This window comes from Saccharopolyspora erythraea NRRL 2338, assembly GCF_000062885.1.
Lineage (GTDB): Bacteria > Actinomycetota > Actinomycetes > Mycobacteriales > Pseudonocardiaceae > Saccharopolyspora_D > Saccharopolyspora_D erythraea.
The window spans coordinates 5,012,903-5,028,850 of sequence record NC_009142.1 but is presented as its reverse complement, the minus strand read 5'-3'; the positions used below and the strand labels follow the sequence as shown (position 1 = coordinate 5,028,850).

The following is a 15,948-nucleotide window of genomic DNA, read 5'->3' as shown; positions in this document are numbered from 1 at the left end:
CGGCTCTCCGCAAAGTCCTTTGGTGCCAGGGCTTTCTCGCCGGCAACCGTCGGCGTCAGCGGCGGATGCGGTGCATGTCCGGGTCGACCAGCGGTTCGGCGGCGACGGTGGCGCGGACCAAGCGGTCGAAGTACTGGATCTCGACCTGGGTGCCCACGGTCGCCGAGGCGGGGAGCCAGGCGTAGGCGATCGGAGTGCCGATCGTGTGCGCGAAGGCGGCGGAGGTGACGTAGCCCGCGGGCTCCCCGTCGAGGAACACCGGCTCGGAGCCGAGCACGACGCTGCGGCCGTCGTCGATGGTCAGGCACGACAGGCGCCGGGACACCGACTCGGCGTCGATCCCGGCCAGCGCGTCGCGGCCGACGAACTCCTCCTTCTGCCTGCGCACCGCGAACCCGACCCCGGCTTCGTACGGGTTGTGCTCAGTGGTCATGTCGGTGCCCCACGCGCGGTAGCCCTTCTCCAGGCGCAGGCTGTTGAACGCCGCCCGGCCGGCGGCCACCACCCCGAGCTCCCGCCCGGCCTCGAAGAGCACGTCCCACAGCCGCTGGCCGTACTCGGCGCTGGTGTAGATCTCCCAGCCGAGCTCACCGACGTAGGAGACCCGCATGGCGGTGACCGGGATGCCTGCGATGTGCGCGGACTTGCAGCGGAAGAACTTCAGGCCCTCGTGGGAGAAGTCGTCGTGGCTCAGCGGCTGCACCAGGTCGCGGGCGAGCGGGCCCCACACGCCGATGCAGCAGGTGCCACCGGTGATGTCGCGGATCTGCACGCTGTGGTCGGTCGGCGCCTGGCGGCGGAAGTGGTCGAGGTCGAGGTTGCCGTTGGCACCGACCTGGAACAGCTGCTCGCCGAGCCGGGCGACGGTGACGTCGCTGCGGACTCCGCCCGCCTCGTCGAGCATCAGCGTGTAGGTGACCGAGCCGACCGACTTGTCCATCTTCCCGGTGGTCAGCCGGTCGAGGAGGGCGAGCGCCCCCGGGCCGCTGATCTCGAGCCGCTTCAGCGGGGTCATGTCGTACATGGCGACGGCGTTGCGGGTCTTGTACGCCTCGGCCGCGGCGATGGGGGAGTGGTACATCGCCGACCAGGCGTCGCGCGGCCGCGGCGCCCACTCGGTGGGCAGGTCCTTGACCAGGGAGGCGTTGGCCTCGTACCAGTGCGGCCGTTCCCAGCCGTGGGCCTCCAGGAAGAACGCGCCGAGCTCCTTCTGCCGCGCGTGGAACGGGCTCACCCGCAGGTCGCGGGGCGAGAGCTTGGGCTGCAACGGGTGCATGACGTCGTAGACCTCGACGAAGTTCCGCTTGCCGGTCTCGGTGACGTAGTCCTCGGAGGTCTGGATCTCGTCGAACCGGTGCACGTCGCATCCGTGCAGCTCGACCTCGCTGCGGCCGTCGACGAGCAGCTGCGCGACGGAGCGGGCGACGCCGGCGGAGTGGGTGACCCACACGGCCTCGGCGATCCAGAAGCCCGCGACGTCGGGGGACTCGCCGACCAGCGGGCCGCCGTCAGGGGTGAAGGACATGATCCCGTTGAACCCGGTCTCGACCTTGGCCGACCGCAGCGCGGGCAGCAGCAGCCTGCTGTGCTCCAAGGACGGGGCGAAGTCCTCCTCGGTGAACGGCAGCATCGACGGCATGGCGGCTTCGGTGGCGCCGTCCTCCGGCTCGGGCAGCTCGCCCAGCGAAGCGGGCATCGGGCGGTGCGCGTAGGAGCCGATGCCGAGGCGGTCGTTGTGCTCGCGGTAGTACAGGTCCTGGTCCTGGTGGCGCAGGATCGGCAGCCGCGCCTCGATGTGGTCGTCGTTGCGGCCGACGAGCTCGGCGATCTGGTCGGTGCGCGCGTACTGGTGCGCCAGCGGCAGCAGCGGCACCCGCATGCCGACCATGTCACCGACGGCCTGGCCCCAGAACCCGGCGCAGGAGACGACGATGTCGGCCGGGATGTCGCCCTGGTCGGTCTGGACACCGGTGACGCGCCCGCCGTGCTGGTCGATGCCCAGGACCCTGGTCGAGCCGCGGAACTCGGCGCCGCGGGACTCGGCGCGCCGGGCCAGCGCCACCACCGCGCGGGAGGCCTTGGCCAGCCCGTCGGTGGGGGTGTGGAAGCCGCCGAGGACCTTGTCCTGGTCCAGCAGCGGGTGCAGCCGGACGCACTCCTCGGGGCTGACGACCTCGCCGGGGATGCCCCAGGACGTGGCCCAGCCCTGCTTGCGGTGCAGGTCGGCCAGGCGCTCCGGGGTGGTGGCGACTTCCAGCCCGCCGACCTGGTTGAAGCACCACGCACCGTCGACGTCGAGGCTCTTGAGCTTGTCCACGGTGTAGTTCGCGAACGCGGTCATCGTCTTCGACGGACCGGTTTGGTAGACCAGCCCCGGCGCGTGCGAGGTCGAGCCTCCGGTGAGCGGCAGCGGGCCCTGGTCGACGACGGTGACGCGGTCCCATCCGCGTCCGGTCAGCTCGTCGGCCAGGTTGGCCCCGACGATCCCGGCACCGATGATGACCACGCGAGGGGTCGTGCTCATGACTGGTCTCCTAACTGGTTGCCATCGACGACGCACGTCGCGCGGGCGCGGCGGACGTGCCTTCCGCATCCGGGCGACGTGGATTGGAGATCGAGGGCCTGCGACGGCGTTCGACCGGCTAGGTATACCTATAACGCCGATCTGATATATCAACTGGACATCAGAGTAGGCAGGCGCAACGGGCGAGGTCAACACATCGGGCCCAAACCGATCGGGTGCCTTTCGCGGACCGCGCGCCGGGTCCCTCTTCGGGGGTGCGTCGGCGATCGTCAGCCCGCCCGGTCTTGACCCGGCGACAGGTGCTCCCTAGTGTGGCCGACAACTGATATGTCAGCCGGATGTCTGTTGTTCTCCAGGGCGGCCCGGCCGTCGTCCGGCTCCGCCCGCGGAAGGAATCCCATGAGTCTGTCCAGCAACGATGGTGTCCAGGGCACCTTCAACAGTGCGCTGTCGGCGGTCGACCCCGAGGTGGCTGCGGCGGTGGGGGCCGAGCTGAACCGTCAGCAGACGACCCTGGAGATGATCGCTTCGGAGAACTTCGCGCCGCAGGCGGTGTTGCAGGCGCAGGGTTCGGTTCTGACCAACAAGTACGCCGAGGGGTATCCGGGCAAGCGCTACTACGGCGGTTGCGAGCACGTCGACGTCGTCGAGCAGCTGGCCATCGACCGGGTCAAGGAGCTCTTCGGCGCCTCGTTCGCCAACGTGCAGCCGCACTCGGGGGCCCAGGCCAACGCCGCGGCGATGTTCGCGCTGCTCAAGCCCGGTGACACGATCATGGGCCTGGACCTGGCCCACGGCGGGCACCTGACCCACGGGATGCGGATCAACTTCTCCGGCAAGCTCTACAACGTGGTGCCCTACCACGTCGGCGACGACGACCACCGGGTCGACATGGACGAGGTGGCCCGCCTGGCCCGTGAGCACCGGCCGCGGCTGATCATCGCCGGCTGGTCGGCCTACCCGCGCCAGCTCGACTTCGCGCGGTTCCGCGAGATCGCCGACGAGGTCGGCGCGTACCTGATGGTCGACATGGCCCACTTCGCCGGGCTGGTGGCCGCCGGGCTGCACCCGAACCCGGTGCCGCACGCCCACGTGGTCACCACCACCACGCACAAGACCCTCGGCGGCCCGCGTGGCGGGGTGATCCTGTCGGCCGACGAGGAGTTCACCAAGAAGTTCAACTCCGCGGTGTTCCCCGGCCAGCAGGGCGGTCCGCTGGAGCACGTCATCGCGGGCAAGGCGGTGCTGTTCAAGCTCGCCGCGGGTGAGGAGTTCCGCGACCGGCAGCGGCGCACCCTGGAGGGCGCCAAGATCCTGGCCGAGCGGCTGCTGGCCGACGACGCGGCCCGGGCCGGGGTCCGGCTGGTCTCCGGCGGCACCGACGTGCACCTGGTGCTGGTGGACCTGCGCGAGGCCGAACTGGACGGCAAGCAGGCCGAGGACCGCCTGCACGAGATCGGGATCACGGTCAACCGCAACGCGGTGCCCAACGACCCCCGCCCGCCGATGGTGACCTCCGGCCTGCGCATCGGCACCCCGGCACTGGCCACCCGCGGCTTCGGCAAGACCGAGTTCACCGAAGTCGCCGACATCATCGCCGAAGCCCTCAAACCCGACTTCGACGACACCAAGTCCAAGGCGCTGCGAGCCCGGGTCGAGTCCCTGGCCACCGACCTGCCCCTCTACCCGCACCTGAACGGAGGGTTCTGATGACGCCGCGCACTCCCGGCGCCGACCTGCCCGACCACCCGGACTGGCTCTGGCGCAACCCCGACCCGAAGCCGTCCTACGACGTGGTCATCGTGGGCGGTGGGGGACATGGTCTGGCCACCGCCTACTACCTCGCGAAGAACCACGGCATCACGAACATGGCCGTGCTGGAGCGGGGCTGGCTGGCGGGCGGCAACATGGCCCGCAACACCACGATCATCCGCTCGAACTACCTGTGGGACGAAAGCGCCGGGCTCTACGAGCACGCGCTGAAGCTCTGGGAAGGGCTGGAGGACGAGCTCGACTACCCGCTGCTGTTCTCCCAGCGCGGGGTGATGAACCTGGCGCACTCGCTGCAGGAGGTGCGCGACAGCGTCCGGCGGGTCAACGCCAACCGGCTCAACGGCATCGACGCCGAGTTCCTGGACCCGGCGCAGGTCAAGGAGATCTGCCCGATCCTCAACGTCTCCGACGACATCCGCTACCCGGTGCTGGGTGCGACGTGGCAGCCGCGGGCGGGTATCGCCAAGCACGACTACGTCGCCTGGGGCTTCGCCCGCGCGCTGGACCGCATGGGCGTGGACCTGGTGCAGAACTGCGAGGTCACCGGGTTCGAGCGGGTCGGCGACCGGATCGTGGGCGTCGAAACCACCCGCGGCGACATCCGGGCGGGCAAGGTCGCGCTGGCGGCCGCGGGCCACACCTCGGTGCTGGCCGACTCGCTCGGCCTGCGGTTGCCGATCCAGAGCCACCCGTTGCAGGCGCTGGTCTCCGAGCTGCTGGAGCCGGTGCACCCGACGGTCGTGATGTCCAACGCGGTGCACGTCTACGTCTCCCAGGCGCACAAGGGCGAACTCGTCCTGGGCGCGGGCATCGATGCCTACAACTCCTACTCGCAGCGGGGTGCGTTCCACACCATCGAGCGCCAGATGGCCGCCGCGGTGGAGCTGTTCCCGATGTTCGCGCGCGCCCACGTCCTGCGCACCTGGGGCGGCGTCGTCGACGTGACCCCGGACGCCTCGGCGATCATGGGCTTGACGCCGTTCGAGGGGCTCTACGTCAACTGCGGCTGGGGCACCGGCGGGTTCAAGGCCACGCCGGGAGTCGGGTGGTGCTTCGCGCACACGATCGCCCACGACGAGCCGCATCCGCTCAACGCCCCGTTCTCCCTCGACCGCTTCACCACCGGCGCCCTGATCGACGAGCACGGCGCGGCCGGCGTGGCCCACTAGGAGTTTCCCGATGATGCTGATCCCTTGCCCGTGGTGCGGGCCGCGTGACGAGAGCGAGTTCCACTACGGCGGTCAGGCCGACGTCCGGTACCCGGAGAACCCGCAGACGGTGTCCGATGAGGACTGGGGCCGGTTCCTGTTCTTCCGCGACAACCCCAAGGGTGTCTTCGCCGAGCGTTGGGTGCACGCGGCCGGGTGCCGCCGGTGGTTCAACGTCGAGCGCGACACCGTGACCAACGAGATCCACCCCGCGCACGAGGCGACCACGAGGACGGTGACGAGGTGAGCAACGAGTTCAGGCTTGCCGAAGGCGGCCGGATCGACCGCGACCGTCCGCTGAGCTTCCGCTTCGACGGCCGCGAGTACGTCGGCTACGAGGGCGACACGCTCGCCTCGGCGCTGCTGGCCAACGGCGTCCACCAGGTCGGCACCAGCATCAAGCACGGCCGGCCGCGCGGGATCATGGCCGCCGGGGTCGAGGAGCCCAACGCGCTGGTGCAGATCGAGAAGCCGTTCCCGGAGCCGATGCTGACCGCGACGACGGTTCCGCTGCGCGACGGCCTCGAAGCCACCGGCCTGCCCGGTCAGGGACGTCTGGCCGAGGAAGCGGATCCCGCCCGCTACGACACCATGCACGCCCACTGCGACGTGCTCGTCGTCGGTGCGGGGCCCGCGGGGCTGTCCGCCGCGCTCAGCGCGGCGCGCAGCGGTGCGCGTGTGATCGTCGCCGACGCCGACGCGGAGTTCGGCGGCAGCCTGCTGGGCATCGGTGAGCGCCTCGACGACGCCCCCGCCACCGAGTGGGTGCGGCGGGCGGTCGCCGAGCTGGCCACCTACCCGGAGGTGCGGCAACTGCCGAGCACCACCGTGTTCGGGCACTACGACGACAACTACCTCGTCGCGGTGGAGAACCGCGGGGAGGACGCGCCCAGCAGGCAGCGGATCTGGCGCGTCCGGGCCCGCGAGGTCGTGCTCGCGACCGGTTCGCACGAGCGGCCGCTGGTCTTCGCGGGCAACGACCGGCCGGGCACGATGCTGGCCGGCTCCGCCAGGACCTACCTGCACCGGTACGGAGTCGTGCCGGGACGGCGCGCGGTGGTGTTCACCGCCAACGACAGCGCCTACGCGGCGGCGGTGGACCTGCACGACGCCGGAGTGGCGATCGCGGCGATCATCGACGTGCGCGACGTGGTGTCGACCCGGTGGGCCTCGCACTGCATCGAGCGCGGCATCCCGATCCACCCCGAAGCCGCCGTGGTCAGCACGTCCGGCACCGGCCGGATCTCCCACGTGCACGTGGCGCGCTGGGAGACCCCGGGCGACCGCATGACCAACGTGCGGCAGGTGATCGACTGCGACGTCCTGCTGGTGTCCGGCGGCTGGAACCCCGCGGTCCACCTGCACAGCCAGTCCCGGGGCACGCTGCGGTTCGCCGAGCAGATCGGTGCTTTCGTGCCCGACCGCTCCGCGCGATCGGTGCGGTCGGCCGGTGCGGCGGCCGGCGTCTTCGCCACCGCCGACTGCCTGCGCACCGGTGCCGAGGCGGGCCGTGACGCCGCGGTCGCCGCCGGTTTCGACGCCGAGGCCGGTCCGGTTCCGCGGGCGGCGAACCCGCCGGTGCTGGCGGGCCGCAACGTGTGGCTGGTGCCCAGCCCCGCCGACTCGGCGGGCCACACGCAGTACGTGGACCTGGCGCGCGATGCCACCGTCGCCGACATCCGCAGGGCGGTCGGGGCGGGCCTGCACTCGGTCGAGCACGTCAAGCGCTACACCACGATCGGCACCGCGCACGACCAGGGCAAGACCTCGGGCATCCTGTCGACGGGCATCATCACCGAGGCGCTCGGGCGTGACATCGCCGATGTCGGCACGACCACGTTCCGCGCTCCCTACGCGCCGGTGACCTTCGCGGCGCTGGCGGGCCGGGACCGCGGCGACCTCTACGACCCGGTGCGGGTCACCGCCATGCACGACTGGCACGTCGAGCAGGGCGCCCCGTTCGAGAACGTGGGGCAGTGGAAGCGGCCCTGGTACTACCCGCGTCCCGGCGAGGACATGGAGACCGCCGTCCTGCGCGAGTGCCAGGCCGTCCGGGAGGGCGTGGGCATCCAGGACGTCTCGACCCTGGGCAAGATCGACGTGCAGGGCCCGGACGCCGCCGAGTTCCTGGACCTCGTCTACACGAACAAGATGAGCACCCTCAAGGTCGGCCGCATCCGCTACGGCCTGATGTGCCACGCCGACGGCATGGTGTTCGACGACGGCACGGTGATGCGCACCGGCGAGAACCGCTACCTGATCTCCACCACCTCCGGCGGTGCCGCCGGGGTGCTGCAGTGGCTGGAGGACTGGCTGCAGACCGAGTGGCCGCATCTGCGGGTGCACCTCACCTCGGTCACCGAGCAGTGGGCCACGATCGCCCTCGTGGGGCCGCGTTCCCGCGAGGTGCTGGCCCGCGTCGCGTCCGAAATGGACCTGGACAACGACGACTTCCCGTTCATGGCCTGGCAGGACGGGAGCGTCGCAGGACAGCGGGCGCGGGTGTGCCGGATCAGCTTCTCCGGCGAGCTCGCCTTCGAGATCAACGTGCCCTGGTGGCACGGTCGCGAGGTCTGGGACGCGCTCATCGACGCCGGCGCGCCGTTCGGCATCACGCCTTACGGCACCGAGACGATGCACGTCCTGCGCGCGGAGAAGGGTTTCCCGATCGTCGGGCAGGACACCGACGGAACCGTCACCCCGCACGACCTCGGCATGAGCTGGGCGGTGTCGAAGAAGAAGGACGACTTCCTGGGCATGCGCTCCTTCAGCCGTGCCGACACCTCGCGCACGGACCGCAAGCACCTGGTCGGGCTGCTGCCCGCCGACGAGGACCTGGTGCTCGAGGAGGGAGCCCAACTGGTGGAGCACTCCGAGCTGCCGCAACCGCCGGTGCCGATGCTCGGCCACGTCACCTCCAGCTACCGCAGTGCCGTGCTGCGGCGCGGATTCGCCCTCGCCCTGGTCAAGGGCGGCCGCGACCGCATCGGCGAGACGATCTACTCCACCGCGGGTGACGGGCTCGCCGCGGTCACGATCACCGAGCCCGTCTTCTACGACAAGGAAGGAGCACGCCGCGATGGCTGAGATCCACGGCGCATCTCCCTTGGCCTCCCGGGCGGAGCTGCTGGCCCGGGCTTCGGTACCCGGCGTCCTGGAGATCAGCGAGGTGCCGTTCAAGACCCAGATCACGCTTCGCCTCGACCCCAAGGGGGCCGCGGCGGAACGGGTGGGCACCGCGCTGGGCACCACGCTTCCCAAGCAGCCCGGCGAGGTTGCGGTCTCCGGGAACGTCCTGGTGCTGTGGATGGGGCCGGACGAGTGGCTCCTGGTCGCCCAGGAGGGAACCGCCGAGGCGCTCCAGAGCACGCTGGCCGACGCCGTGGGCGCCGAGCACGCGGCGATCGTGGACGTCTCGGCCCACCGCACCATCGTGGACGTGGCGGGGTCGAAGGCCGAGGAGCTGCTGAACAAGGGCTGCGCCCTCGACCTGCACCCCCGCAGTTTCGAGACGGGGCGGTGCGCGCAGACGATGCTGGCCCGAGCCGAGGTGGTCTTGGTGCGCCGCCACGACGCGGTCCCGGGCTTCTGGGTCTTCGTCCGCTCGTCGTTCGCCCGCTACCTCGCGGACTGGCTGGCCGACGCGGCCTCCGAGTACGGGCGGCCCAGCGCTGCCTGAAATGCCTGTCTTCGAACACACCTTGCGTTGCGGTGGAGTGGCGGAACCTCAGGCGTCCTCTGGCTCCGGAATCTTTTTCTCGCGTATCACCCATACGCCGCGAAAAAGCTGTCCTCGCCGGAGGACGCCTGAGAACCCGCGGCGGCGCCGGTTGCGAGAGGGAGCCAAGCGGCTTCGCCACTTCGAAGATCAAAGACAGGGCTCTGAAGAGGGCTCCGGGAAGTACCGCAGGCGGCTCCGCCGCTTGTCTAAGAGCCCTGACGGTCGTCGAGCACGACCTACCTGACAACAGCTACGCGGCGGACGCTCCCTCGTCCGCCGCGTAGCTGTGCCACAGCGAAACCGAAAGGAGTACCTCATGACCGAAGTGCGTGGGGTCGTCGCCGCCGGAAAGGGAAAGCCGGTCGAGGTGGTGACGATCAACGTCCCCGATCCCGGACCGGGTGAGGCGGTGGTGCGGGTGCAGGCGTGCGGTGTCTGCCACACCGACCTGCACTACCGCGAGGGCGGGATCAGCGACGACTACCCGTTCCTGCTCGGCCACGAGGCCGCGGGCGTGGTCGACGCCGTCGGAGAGGGCGTGCACGACATCGAGCCCGGGGACTTCGTCGTGCTGAACTGGCGCGCGGTCTGCGGCCTGTGCCGTGCGTGCCGGCGCGGCAGGCCGCAGTACTGCTTCGACACCCACAACGCCGCTCAGCCCATGACGCTGGAGGACGGGACCCCGCTGTCGCCGGCGCTCGGCATCGGTGCGTTCGCGGAGAAGACGCTCGTCCACTCCGGGCAGTGCACGAAGGTGGACCCGTCCGCCCGGCCCGCGGTGGCGGGCCTGCTGGGCTGCGGCGTGATGGCCGGGATCGGCGCGGCGGTCAACACCGGGCAGGCCGGTCCCGGTGACTCGGTGGCCGTCATCGGCTGCGGCGGCGTCGGCGCCGGCTCGGTCGCCGGCGCGAACCTGGCCGGAGCGCGCCAGATCATCGCCGTCGACACCGACCCGGTGAAGCTGGACTGGGCTCGCCAGTTCGGTGCGACCCACACGGTCAACGCCAGCGAGAGCGACACGGTGGAAGCCATTCGCGAGCTGACCGGCGGCCACGGCGCCGACCTGGTGGTGGACGCGGTGGGCATCCCGAAGACCTACACCCAGGCCTTCTACGCCCGGGACCTGGCGGGCACGGTCGTGCTCGTCGGTGTTCCCTCGCCGGAGATGCAGCTGGAGCTACCGCTGATCGACGTGTTCGCCCGGGGCGGCGCCCTCAGGTCGAGCTGGTACGGCGACTGCCTGCCCAGCAGGGACTTCCCGATGCTGGTCGAGATGTACCAGCAGGGACGTCTGCCGCTGGAGAAGTTCGTGACCGAGGAGATCGCCCTGGACCAGGTGGAGCAGGCGTTCGAGAAGATGCACCGCGGCGAGGTGCTGCGTTCGGTGGTGACGCTCTGATGGCCGCACGCATCGACCACACCGTCACCTCGGGCACCTTCTCGCTGGACGGCGGGACCTACGACGTGGACAACAACGTGTGGGTGGTGGGTGACGACCAGGAGTGCGTGGTCATCGACGCGCCGCACGACGCCGCCGCGATTCGCGAGCTCGTGGGCGGACGCGACGTGGTGGCGGTGCTGTGCACCCACGCCCACGACGACCACGTGCGCGTGGCCCCGGCTCTGGCCGAGCAGGTCGGCGCACCGGTGTTGCTGCACCCGGAGGACCAGGTGCTGTGGGACCTAACGCACCCGGACAGCAAGCCCGACGGCGAGCTGGCCGACGGCCAGGTCGTCCACGTCGCCGGGATCGAGGTGCGGGTGCTGCACACCCCGGGCCACGCGCCCGGTGCGGTCTGCCTGCACGTCCCGGCTCTCGCCACGGTCTTCACCGGCGACACGCTCTTCGCGGGCGGCCCCGGAGCGACCGGCCGGTCCTATTCGAATTACGACGTGATCGTGGACTCCATCCGCGACCGGCTGCTGCCGCTGCCGGAGGAGACGGAGGTGCGGCCCGGGCACGGCGAGTCGACCACCATCGGCGCGGTCCGGTCCCAGTTCGAGGAGTGGGTCGCGCGAGGTTGAGTCCTGCCTCGCGGGTGTCTCCACGCCCTGACCGGGATTTTCACAACTGAAGACGGCTGCTCCTCCGGCTGATCCGGCCGGGGGAGCAGCCGCTGTCGTGCGGATCGGCCGCGGCCGAACCCGAAGTGAGAGTCGCGGGCGGGTGAACGGGCATCGGCGCACCGGCGAGAATGGCGCGCATGCCCATCGGACCAGGCGATTTCGAGCTGACCATGGACGAGCTGCGCACCGTGGCCCGCTACGCGGCCGAGAGCGCGCAAGAAGTCCTCGCGATCTTCGAGGATGCTCATCCCGAAGACCCGCGGCCCCGCGCCGCCGTCGAGGCCGCGTGGACGTTCGCCAACGGCGCTCCGCGAACCAAGCTGCAGCGCGTCGCGTCGCTGGATGCGCACCGCGCGGCGAAAGCCGCCGCCGGTGAAGCCGCGAGCCATGCCGCGCGTGCCGCGGGCGACGCGGCTTCCGCTGCGTACCTGCACCCTCTTGCCAAGGCGACCCAGGTCGGCCACATCCTGCGCGCGACCGCATGCGCGGCGCGGGCAGCCGAGCTGCGCGCCGGCGGTGACCCCGCCGTGGGAGACGCGCTGGTCCAGCAGGCGCGTCAGCGCGCTACGCCTGTCCTGATCGACGTCCTCGGTCGATATCCCCTCGCTCCCACGGGAAAGAGCCGCGTCGCGCACCTGATGAAGGCCTTGGACAGCTCACTGCGGACGCCGTAGTGCAGCTCTCTCTGCGTCCGAGCCGGCACTCATCGCCGATGCGCTGACCCGGTCCCGGTTGCAAGACCCCGGAGACCCCCGTGCGGGGCACGGGGGTCTCCGGGGCTCGGCAGACGGTCTATGCGGGGTCCGGGTACGAGCCGGCCGCCCTCATTTCGGTGTGGTCGCGTTCTGCTCCTCGATCCAGCGGATCGCGAGCGTCTCCGGGGCATCGTCGGGCTCGATGTCATCCACAGTGGTCGGAAGGGCTCCGTCCGCTGCCGGTGTTTCCCCGTCCGCCTCTGCCGGATCGGAGTCGTCGGTGTCACCGTTGGTGCTTGCCACCTGGAGCTGGAAGTCGCCGTCATAGCGGTCGTCGCCGGTGACGACGGCGGCTTCGATGATCTCGGCGCCCTTCTCGGCGCGCAGGATCAGGGGATCGCTGCGCAGGTCCCTCGCCAGCGCCACGCAGAGCAGCACCATGACCACGGTGAACGGCGCCGCCACGATGATCGTCAGGTTCTGCAGACCGGTGAGCGCGTTGTCGGTGCCACCGCCGACCATCAGCATGACCGCCGCGACGCCTCCGGTGGCCACGCCCCAGAAGATGACCACCGAGCCGCGCGGATTGATCGAGCCGCGCTGCGACAGCGTGCCCATCACCACCGACGCGGCGTCGGCGCCCGAGACGAAGAAGATCGCCACGAGGACCATGACCAGGACCGCGGTGACCGCACCCAGCGGGAAGTGCGCCAGCACGTCGAAGAGCTGCGCCTCGGCCGCGCCCGCGCCCGCCACGTCGGTGCCGTGGCGCTGCACGTCGATCGCGGTGCCGCCGAAGATGGCGAACCAGGCCACGCTCACCGTGGCGGGCACGAGCACCGCGCCCAGGACGAACTGGCGGATGGTGCGGCCGCGGCTGATCCGCGCGATGAACATCCCCACGAACGGCGTCCAGGAGATCCACCACGCCCAGTAGAAGATCGTCCACGACGACAGCCACTGCTGCATGGCCGCTCCGCCGGTCGCGCCGGTGCGTGCGGTCATCTGGCCGATGTCGCGGAAGTAGTTCCCGATCGCCGACGGCACGAGGTCGAGGATGAACACGGTCGGTCCCACCCCGAGCAGGAACACCGCGAGGACCGCGGCCAGGACCATGTTGATGTTGGACAGCCACTGGATGCCCTTGGCCACGCCCGACACCGCCGAGGCGATGAACGCGACGGTCAGCACCGCGATCACGGCCACCAGCAGCCCCACGGCGGGGGTGCCGGACAGCCATCCGCCGGCCTGGAGCCCGCTGCCGATCTGCAACGTGCCCAGCCCCAGCGAGGCGGCGGAGCCGAACAGGGTCGCGAAGATCGCCAGCACGTCGATCAGCTTGCCGATGGGGCCGTTGGCGGTCCTGCGCCCGAGCAGCGGCGCGAAGACCGAACTGATGAGCTGACGACGGCCGCGGCGGAAGCTGCTGTAGGCGATGGCCAGTCCCACCACCGCGTAGATCGCCCACGGGTGCAGCGTCCAGTGGAACAGCGAGGTGGCCATCGCGGTCTCGATCGCCGCGTCGCTGCCCGGCGGGACGGTCCCGGGCGGTGGGGCGGTGAAGTGCGCGAGGGGCTCGCTGACTCCGTAGAACATCAGCCCGATGCCCATGCCGGCGCTGAACATCATCGCCACCCAGGACACCGTCTTGAACTCGGCGGGCTCGCCGTCGGCGCCGAGCGGGATGCGCCCGTAGCGGCTGCCGGCCAGCCACAGCGCGAATATCACCACGCCGCTGGCGACGAGGACGAACGCCCAGCCCCCGTTGACGATCAACCAGTCGAGCACGGCGGAGGACAGCGAGCTCAGCGAGTCGGTTCGCCACATGCCCCATGCGACGAAGGCCAGGGCGAGGAAGGCGGAGACGCCGAAGACGGTCCGGTCGACGCGAGCCGGTTTGTCGGCTTCGGGACAGGATTGCGGGGGGTCGGGGGAGTGATCCGGGGAAGTGGTGGGATGGAGCGGAGTCATGCCGTTCGGCGTCCCGGTGGACGCCGCCTCCTCTCGTTTTCGTGGAAGAGGACAGGATTCAGGTGTCCGATCGCGCGGACCGAGCCGGGCGGAACAGGATCTCTCGGCACACTGCGGAGGTGCGTGCCGGACAAAAGCCCTACTGATTTTCTGAGAAGTGGGCGACATGTCGAGTGCGCACAAACCCTGCCGTGCATACGGCGAGCTGTCAAGAATTCATTTGAGTCCACAGTGGAATGCATTTGGAAGGGTGCGCGGTAAAATGGCTGCGACGGTATCCCGTCCTGCCGGTGGCGGCGGGATACCGTCGCAGTGGGACGCTGTTCGCGATATGGGGGCGGTGATGCGTGTTCCGGTGATCGGGGTCGGTATTCCGTGATTGTCTTGCGTTGATCGCCGTGTTTTCGGTGTGCGAGTTGGCGGCGCGGTCGCCGCGCCGCGGGCAACCCGCGGAGAGGCGCTGACGACCGCGATCGTTCTACGCGACGACCTGCTGCTCCCGCTCGTGGGCCGGCTGGCCGGCGTGTCCGGCGACGTGGACGTGGATCACGCCGTCTTCGATCGTGACGGGGTGGGTGCGCACCGGCCGCTTGGCAGGCAGGCAGGTCGGCTGCCCGGTGCGCAGGTCGAAGAACGCCGCGTGCAGCGGGCACTCCACGAAGCAGCCCTCCAGGAACCCCTCCGACAACGACGCGTCCTGGTGCGTGCAGGTGTCGTCGACCGCGTAGAACTCACCGTCGGCGTTGAACACGGCCACGGCCACGTCCGCGAAGACCCGGGTCGACTCCCCTGGCGGCAGCTCCTCGACACGGCACACGGCGATCATGAGCACCCCCTCCAAACGTTGCGCATAACAGAACAGGTGGCGTAATGAGCAACAAGGATCGCTGAACGGCGTGTGGCCGTCAAGGGTTTCTTCGGGGCCCTCCGGGTGGGGTTTCGCCTGCGTGACGCGGTTGGTACGACTGCTGGGCGAGCTTCGCGCCGCTACCCTGCGGTAGCCCCGGGGCGGAGCTGTCGCGGCTCTTGACAGTGAGCCGCCGTGTCCGCAACATGTCTCGCATTAAGGAACTTGTTGACTTATGCGCAACACATGCGTTCGTTCTGCTCGCGAGGAGTTTTCCGTGCGTCTTGAGGTCGGTGGTGTTCTGGCACGCGGCGGAGGTGCGCCTGCCGAGGCGCAGGGTCTGCCCTGCAACGTGCTGCGCACGGTGGTCGTCCGGTGATGACCGCGCGGGTGGAGAAGGTTCTGACGTCGGGACTGCACATCCTCGACGGCGCGGCGACGGCGGTGGACAACAACGTCTGGCTGGTCGGCGACGACCGCGAGGTGATGGTCGTCGACGCGGCGCACGACCACGAACTGGTCCTGGACGCGATCGGTGACCGCAGGGTCACCGCGATCGTGTGCACCCACGGGCACAACGACCACATCAACGCCTCCGTGCCGCTGGCGGACGAGGTCGGCGCCCCGGTGCTGATCCACGCGGAGGACCGCGCGCTCTGGGACCGGGTCAACCCGGACCGCGCCCCGGACTGGACGCTGTCCGACAGCGAGGTGCTCACGGTCGCCGGAATCGATCTGGAAGTCCTGCACACGCCCGGTCACACGTGGGGAAGCGTCTGCCTGCACGCGGTCGAGCAGGCGTGGTTGTTCTCCGGCGACACGGTCTCCGCGGACGGCCGTGGCGCCACCGGGCGCTCCTGCTCGGACTTCCCGGTGACCATCCGGTCGATCTCCACCCGGTTGCTGGGACTCGACCCGGCCACGACCGTGCACCCGGGCCACGGCCCCACGACGACGATCGGTGCCGAGTCGCCGCGCCTGGAGGAACTGCTCGTCCGAAGCGCGTGAGGGCGAGTGATCGCCAGGAGTGACCACGCTGGTGGCGGCCATTTCTCCGCCAGGGCGTGAGCATCGGCGAGACCGGCGAGTGAGTCTCCGGCGCGGGCCGGTTCGCCCATGCGGCATGGAGATCCACTTCCCGG

12 protein-coding genes are annotated in these 15,948 nt (G+C 70.3%); 9 read left to right on the top strand and 3 right to left on the bottom strand.

All coding sequences use genetic code 11. The annotated features are described in order from the left end of the window. Positions 1–55: 55 nt before the first annotated feature. Positions 56–2,524, bottom strand: coding sequence for a GcvT family protein (locus tag SACE_RS21790; protein WP_009950779.1), 2,469 nt, complete (start codon positions 2,522–2,524; stop codon positions 56–58). A gap of 399 nt (positions 2,525–2,923) precedes the next feature. On the opposite strand from SACE_RS21790, the gene glyA reads away from it, so the two are divergent. From glyA to SACE_RS21750, 8 genes are all read left to right on the top strand, one after another. After that, a complete protein-coding gene (gene glyA / locus SACE_RS21785) occupies positions 2,924–4,234 on the top strand; it encodes a serine hydroxymethyltransferase (protein WP_011874365.1) in 1,311 nt (436 codons plus the stop codon). Next, a complete protein-coding gene (locus SACE_RS21780) occupies positions 4,234–5,466 on the top strand; it encodes a sarcosine oxidase subunit beta family protein (RefSeq protein ID WP_009950572.1) in 1,233 nt (410 codons plus the stop codon). Before glyA ends, SACE_RS21780 begins: the two co-directional genes overlap by 1 nt. Positions 5,467–5,476: 10 nt before the next feature. Beyond that, on the top strand, positions 5,477–5,752 hold the full coding sequence (locus SACE_RS21775; protein WP_009950574.1) for a sarcosine oxidase subunit delta: 276 nt from the start codon (positions 5,477–5,479) through the stop codon (positions 5,750–5,752). Further along, a complete protein-coding gene (locus SACE_RS21770) occupies positions 5,749–8,592 on the top strand; it encodes a sarcosine oxidase subunit alpha family protein (RefSeq protein WP_009950576.1) in 2,844 nt (947 codons plus the stop codon). The genes SACE_RS21775 and SACE_RS21770 overlap by 4 nt, the downstream gene beginning before the upstream one ends. Continuing rightward, on the top strand, positions 8,585–9,184 hold the full coding sequence (locus tag SACE_RS21765) for a sarcosine oxidase subunit gamma (protein ID WP_009950578.1): 600 nt from the start codon (positions 8,585–8,587) through the stop codon (positions 9,182–9,184). Before SACE_RS21770 ends, SACE_RS21765 begins: the two co-directional genes overlap by 8 nt. 358 nt (positions 9,185–9,542) lie before the next feature. Next, positions 9,543–10,625: an S-(hydroxymethyl)mycothiol dehydrogenase gene (locus SACE_RS21760; RefSeq protein ID WP_009950580.1), complete on the top strand. Its 1,083-nt coding sequence runs from the start codon at positions 9,543–9,545 to the stop codon at positions 10,623–10,625. Then, on the top strand, positions 10,625–11,251 hold the full coding sequence (locus tag SACE_RS21755) for an MBL fold metallo-hydrolase (protein WP_009950581.1): 627 nt from the start codon (positions 10,625–10,627) through the stop codon (positions 11,249–11,251). Before SACE_RS21760 ends, SACE_RS21755 begins: the two co-directional genes overlap by 1 nt. A gap of 179 nt (positions 11,252–11,430) precedes the next feature. Then, entirely contained in the window at positions 11,431–11,967 is a 537-nt protein-coding gene (locus SACE_RS21750; RefSeq protein WP_009950582.1) for a putative immunity protein, read from the top strand. Between the two features lie 150 nt (positions 11,968–12,117). Here SACE_RS21750 and SACE_RS21745 read toward each other — a convergent pair whose 3' ends face one another. Together SACE_RS21745 and SACE_RS21740 are read right to left on the bottom strand one after the other, a co-directional pair. Continuing rightward, positions 12,118–13,959 (bottom strand): BCCT family transporter, encoded by a 1,842-nt coding sequence (locus tag SACE_RS21745; protein WP_009950584.1) that lies wholly within the window; start codon positions 13,957–13,959, stop codon positions 12,118–12,120. Between the two features lie 478 nt (positions 13,960–14,437). Continuing rightward, positions 14,438–14,785 carry a bifunctional 3-phenylpropionate/cinnamic acid dioxygenase ferredoxin subunit gene (locus SACE_RS21740; RefSeq protein WP_011874364.1) on the bottom strand — a complete coding sequence of 116 codons (348 nt, stop codon included), beginning with the start codon at positions 14,783–14,785 and terminating at the stop codon, positions 14,438–14,440. Between the two features lie 399 nt (positions 14,786–15,184). Between SACE_RS21740 and SACE_RS21735 the strand changes: the two genes are divergently transcribed. Further along, positions 15,185–15,814, top strand: a complete 630-nt coding sequence (locus SACE_RS21735; RefSeq protein ID WP_011874363.1) for an MBL fold metallo-hydrolase — start codon at positions 15,185–15,187, stop codon at positions 15,812–15,814. Positions 15,815–15,948 lie beyond the last annotated feature (134 nt).

Bases quoted from the DNA above. Each gene is read 5' to 3' on its own strand.
- SACE_RS21790 (WP_009950779.1), bottom strand. From the start codon at position 2,524: ATGAGCACGACCCCTCGCGTGGTCATCATCGGTGCCGGGATCGTCGGG.
- glyA (WP_011874365.1), top strand. From the start codon at position 2,924: ATGAGTCTGTCCAGCAACGATGGTGTCCAGGGCACCTTCAACAGTGCG.
- SACE_RS21780 (WP_009950572.1), top strand. From the start codon at position 4,234: ATGACGCCGCGCACTCCCGGCGCCGACCTGCCCGACCACCCGGACTGG.
- SACE_RS21775 (WP_009950574.1), top strand. From the start codon at position 5,477: ATGATGCTGATCCCTTGCCCGTGGTGCGGGCCGCGTGACGAGAGCGAG.
- SACE_RS21765 (WP_009950578.1), top strand. From the start codon at position 8,585: ATGGCTGAGATCCACGGCGCATCTCCCTTGGCCTCCCGGGCGGAGCTG.
- SACE_RS21760 (WP_009950580.1), top strand. From the start codon at position 9,543: ATGACCGAAGTGCGTGGGGTCGTCGCCGCCGGAAAGGGAAAGCCGGTC.
- SACE_RS21755 (WP_009950581.1), top strand. From the start codon at position 10,625: ATGGCCGCACGCATCGACCACACCGTCACCTCGGGCACCTTCTCGCTG.
- SACE_RS21750 (WP_009950582.1), top strand. From the start codon at position 11,431: ATGCCCATCGGACCAGGCGATTTCGAGCTGACCATGGACGAGCTGCGC.
- SACE_RS21745 (WP_009950584.1), bottom strand. From the start codon at position 13,959: ATGACTCCGCTCCATCCCACCACTTCCCCGGATCACTCCCCCGACCCC.
- SACE_RS21740 (WP_011874364.1), bottom strand. From the start codon at position 14,785: ATGATCGCCGTGTGCCGTGTCGAGGAGCTGCCGCCAGGGGAGTCGACC.
- SACE_RS21735 (WP_011874363.1), top strand. From the start codon at position 15,185: ATGACCGCGCGGGTGGAGAAGGTTCTGACGTCGGGACTGCACATCCTC.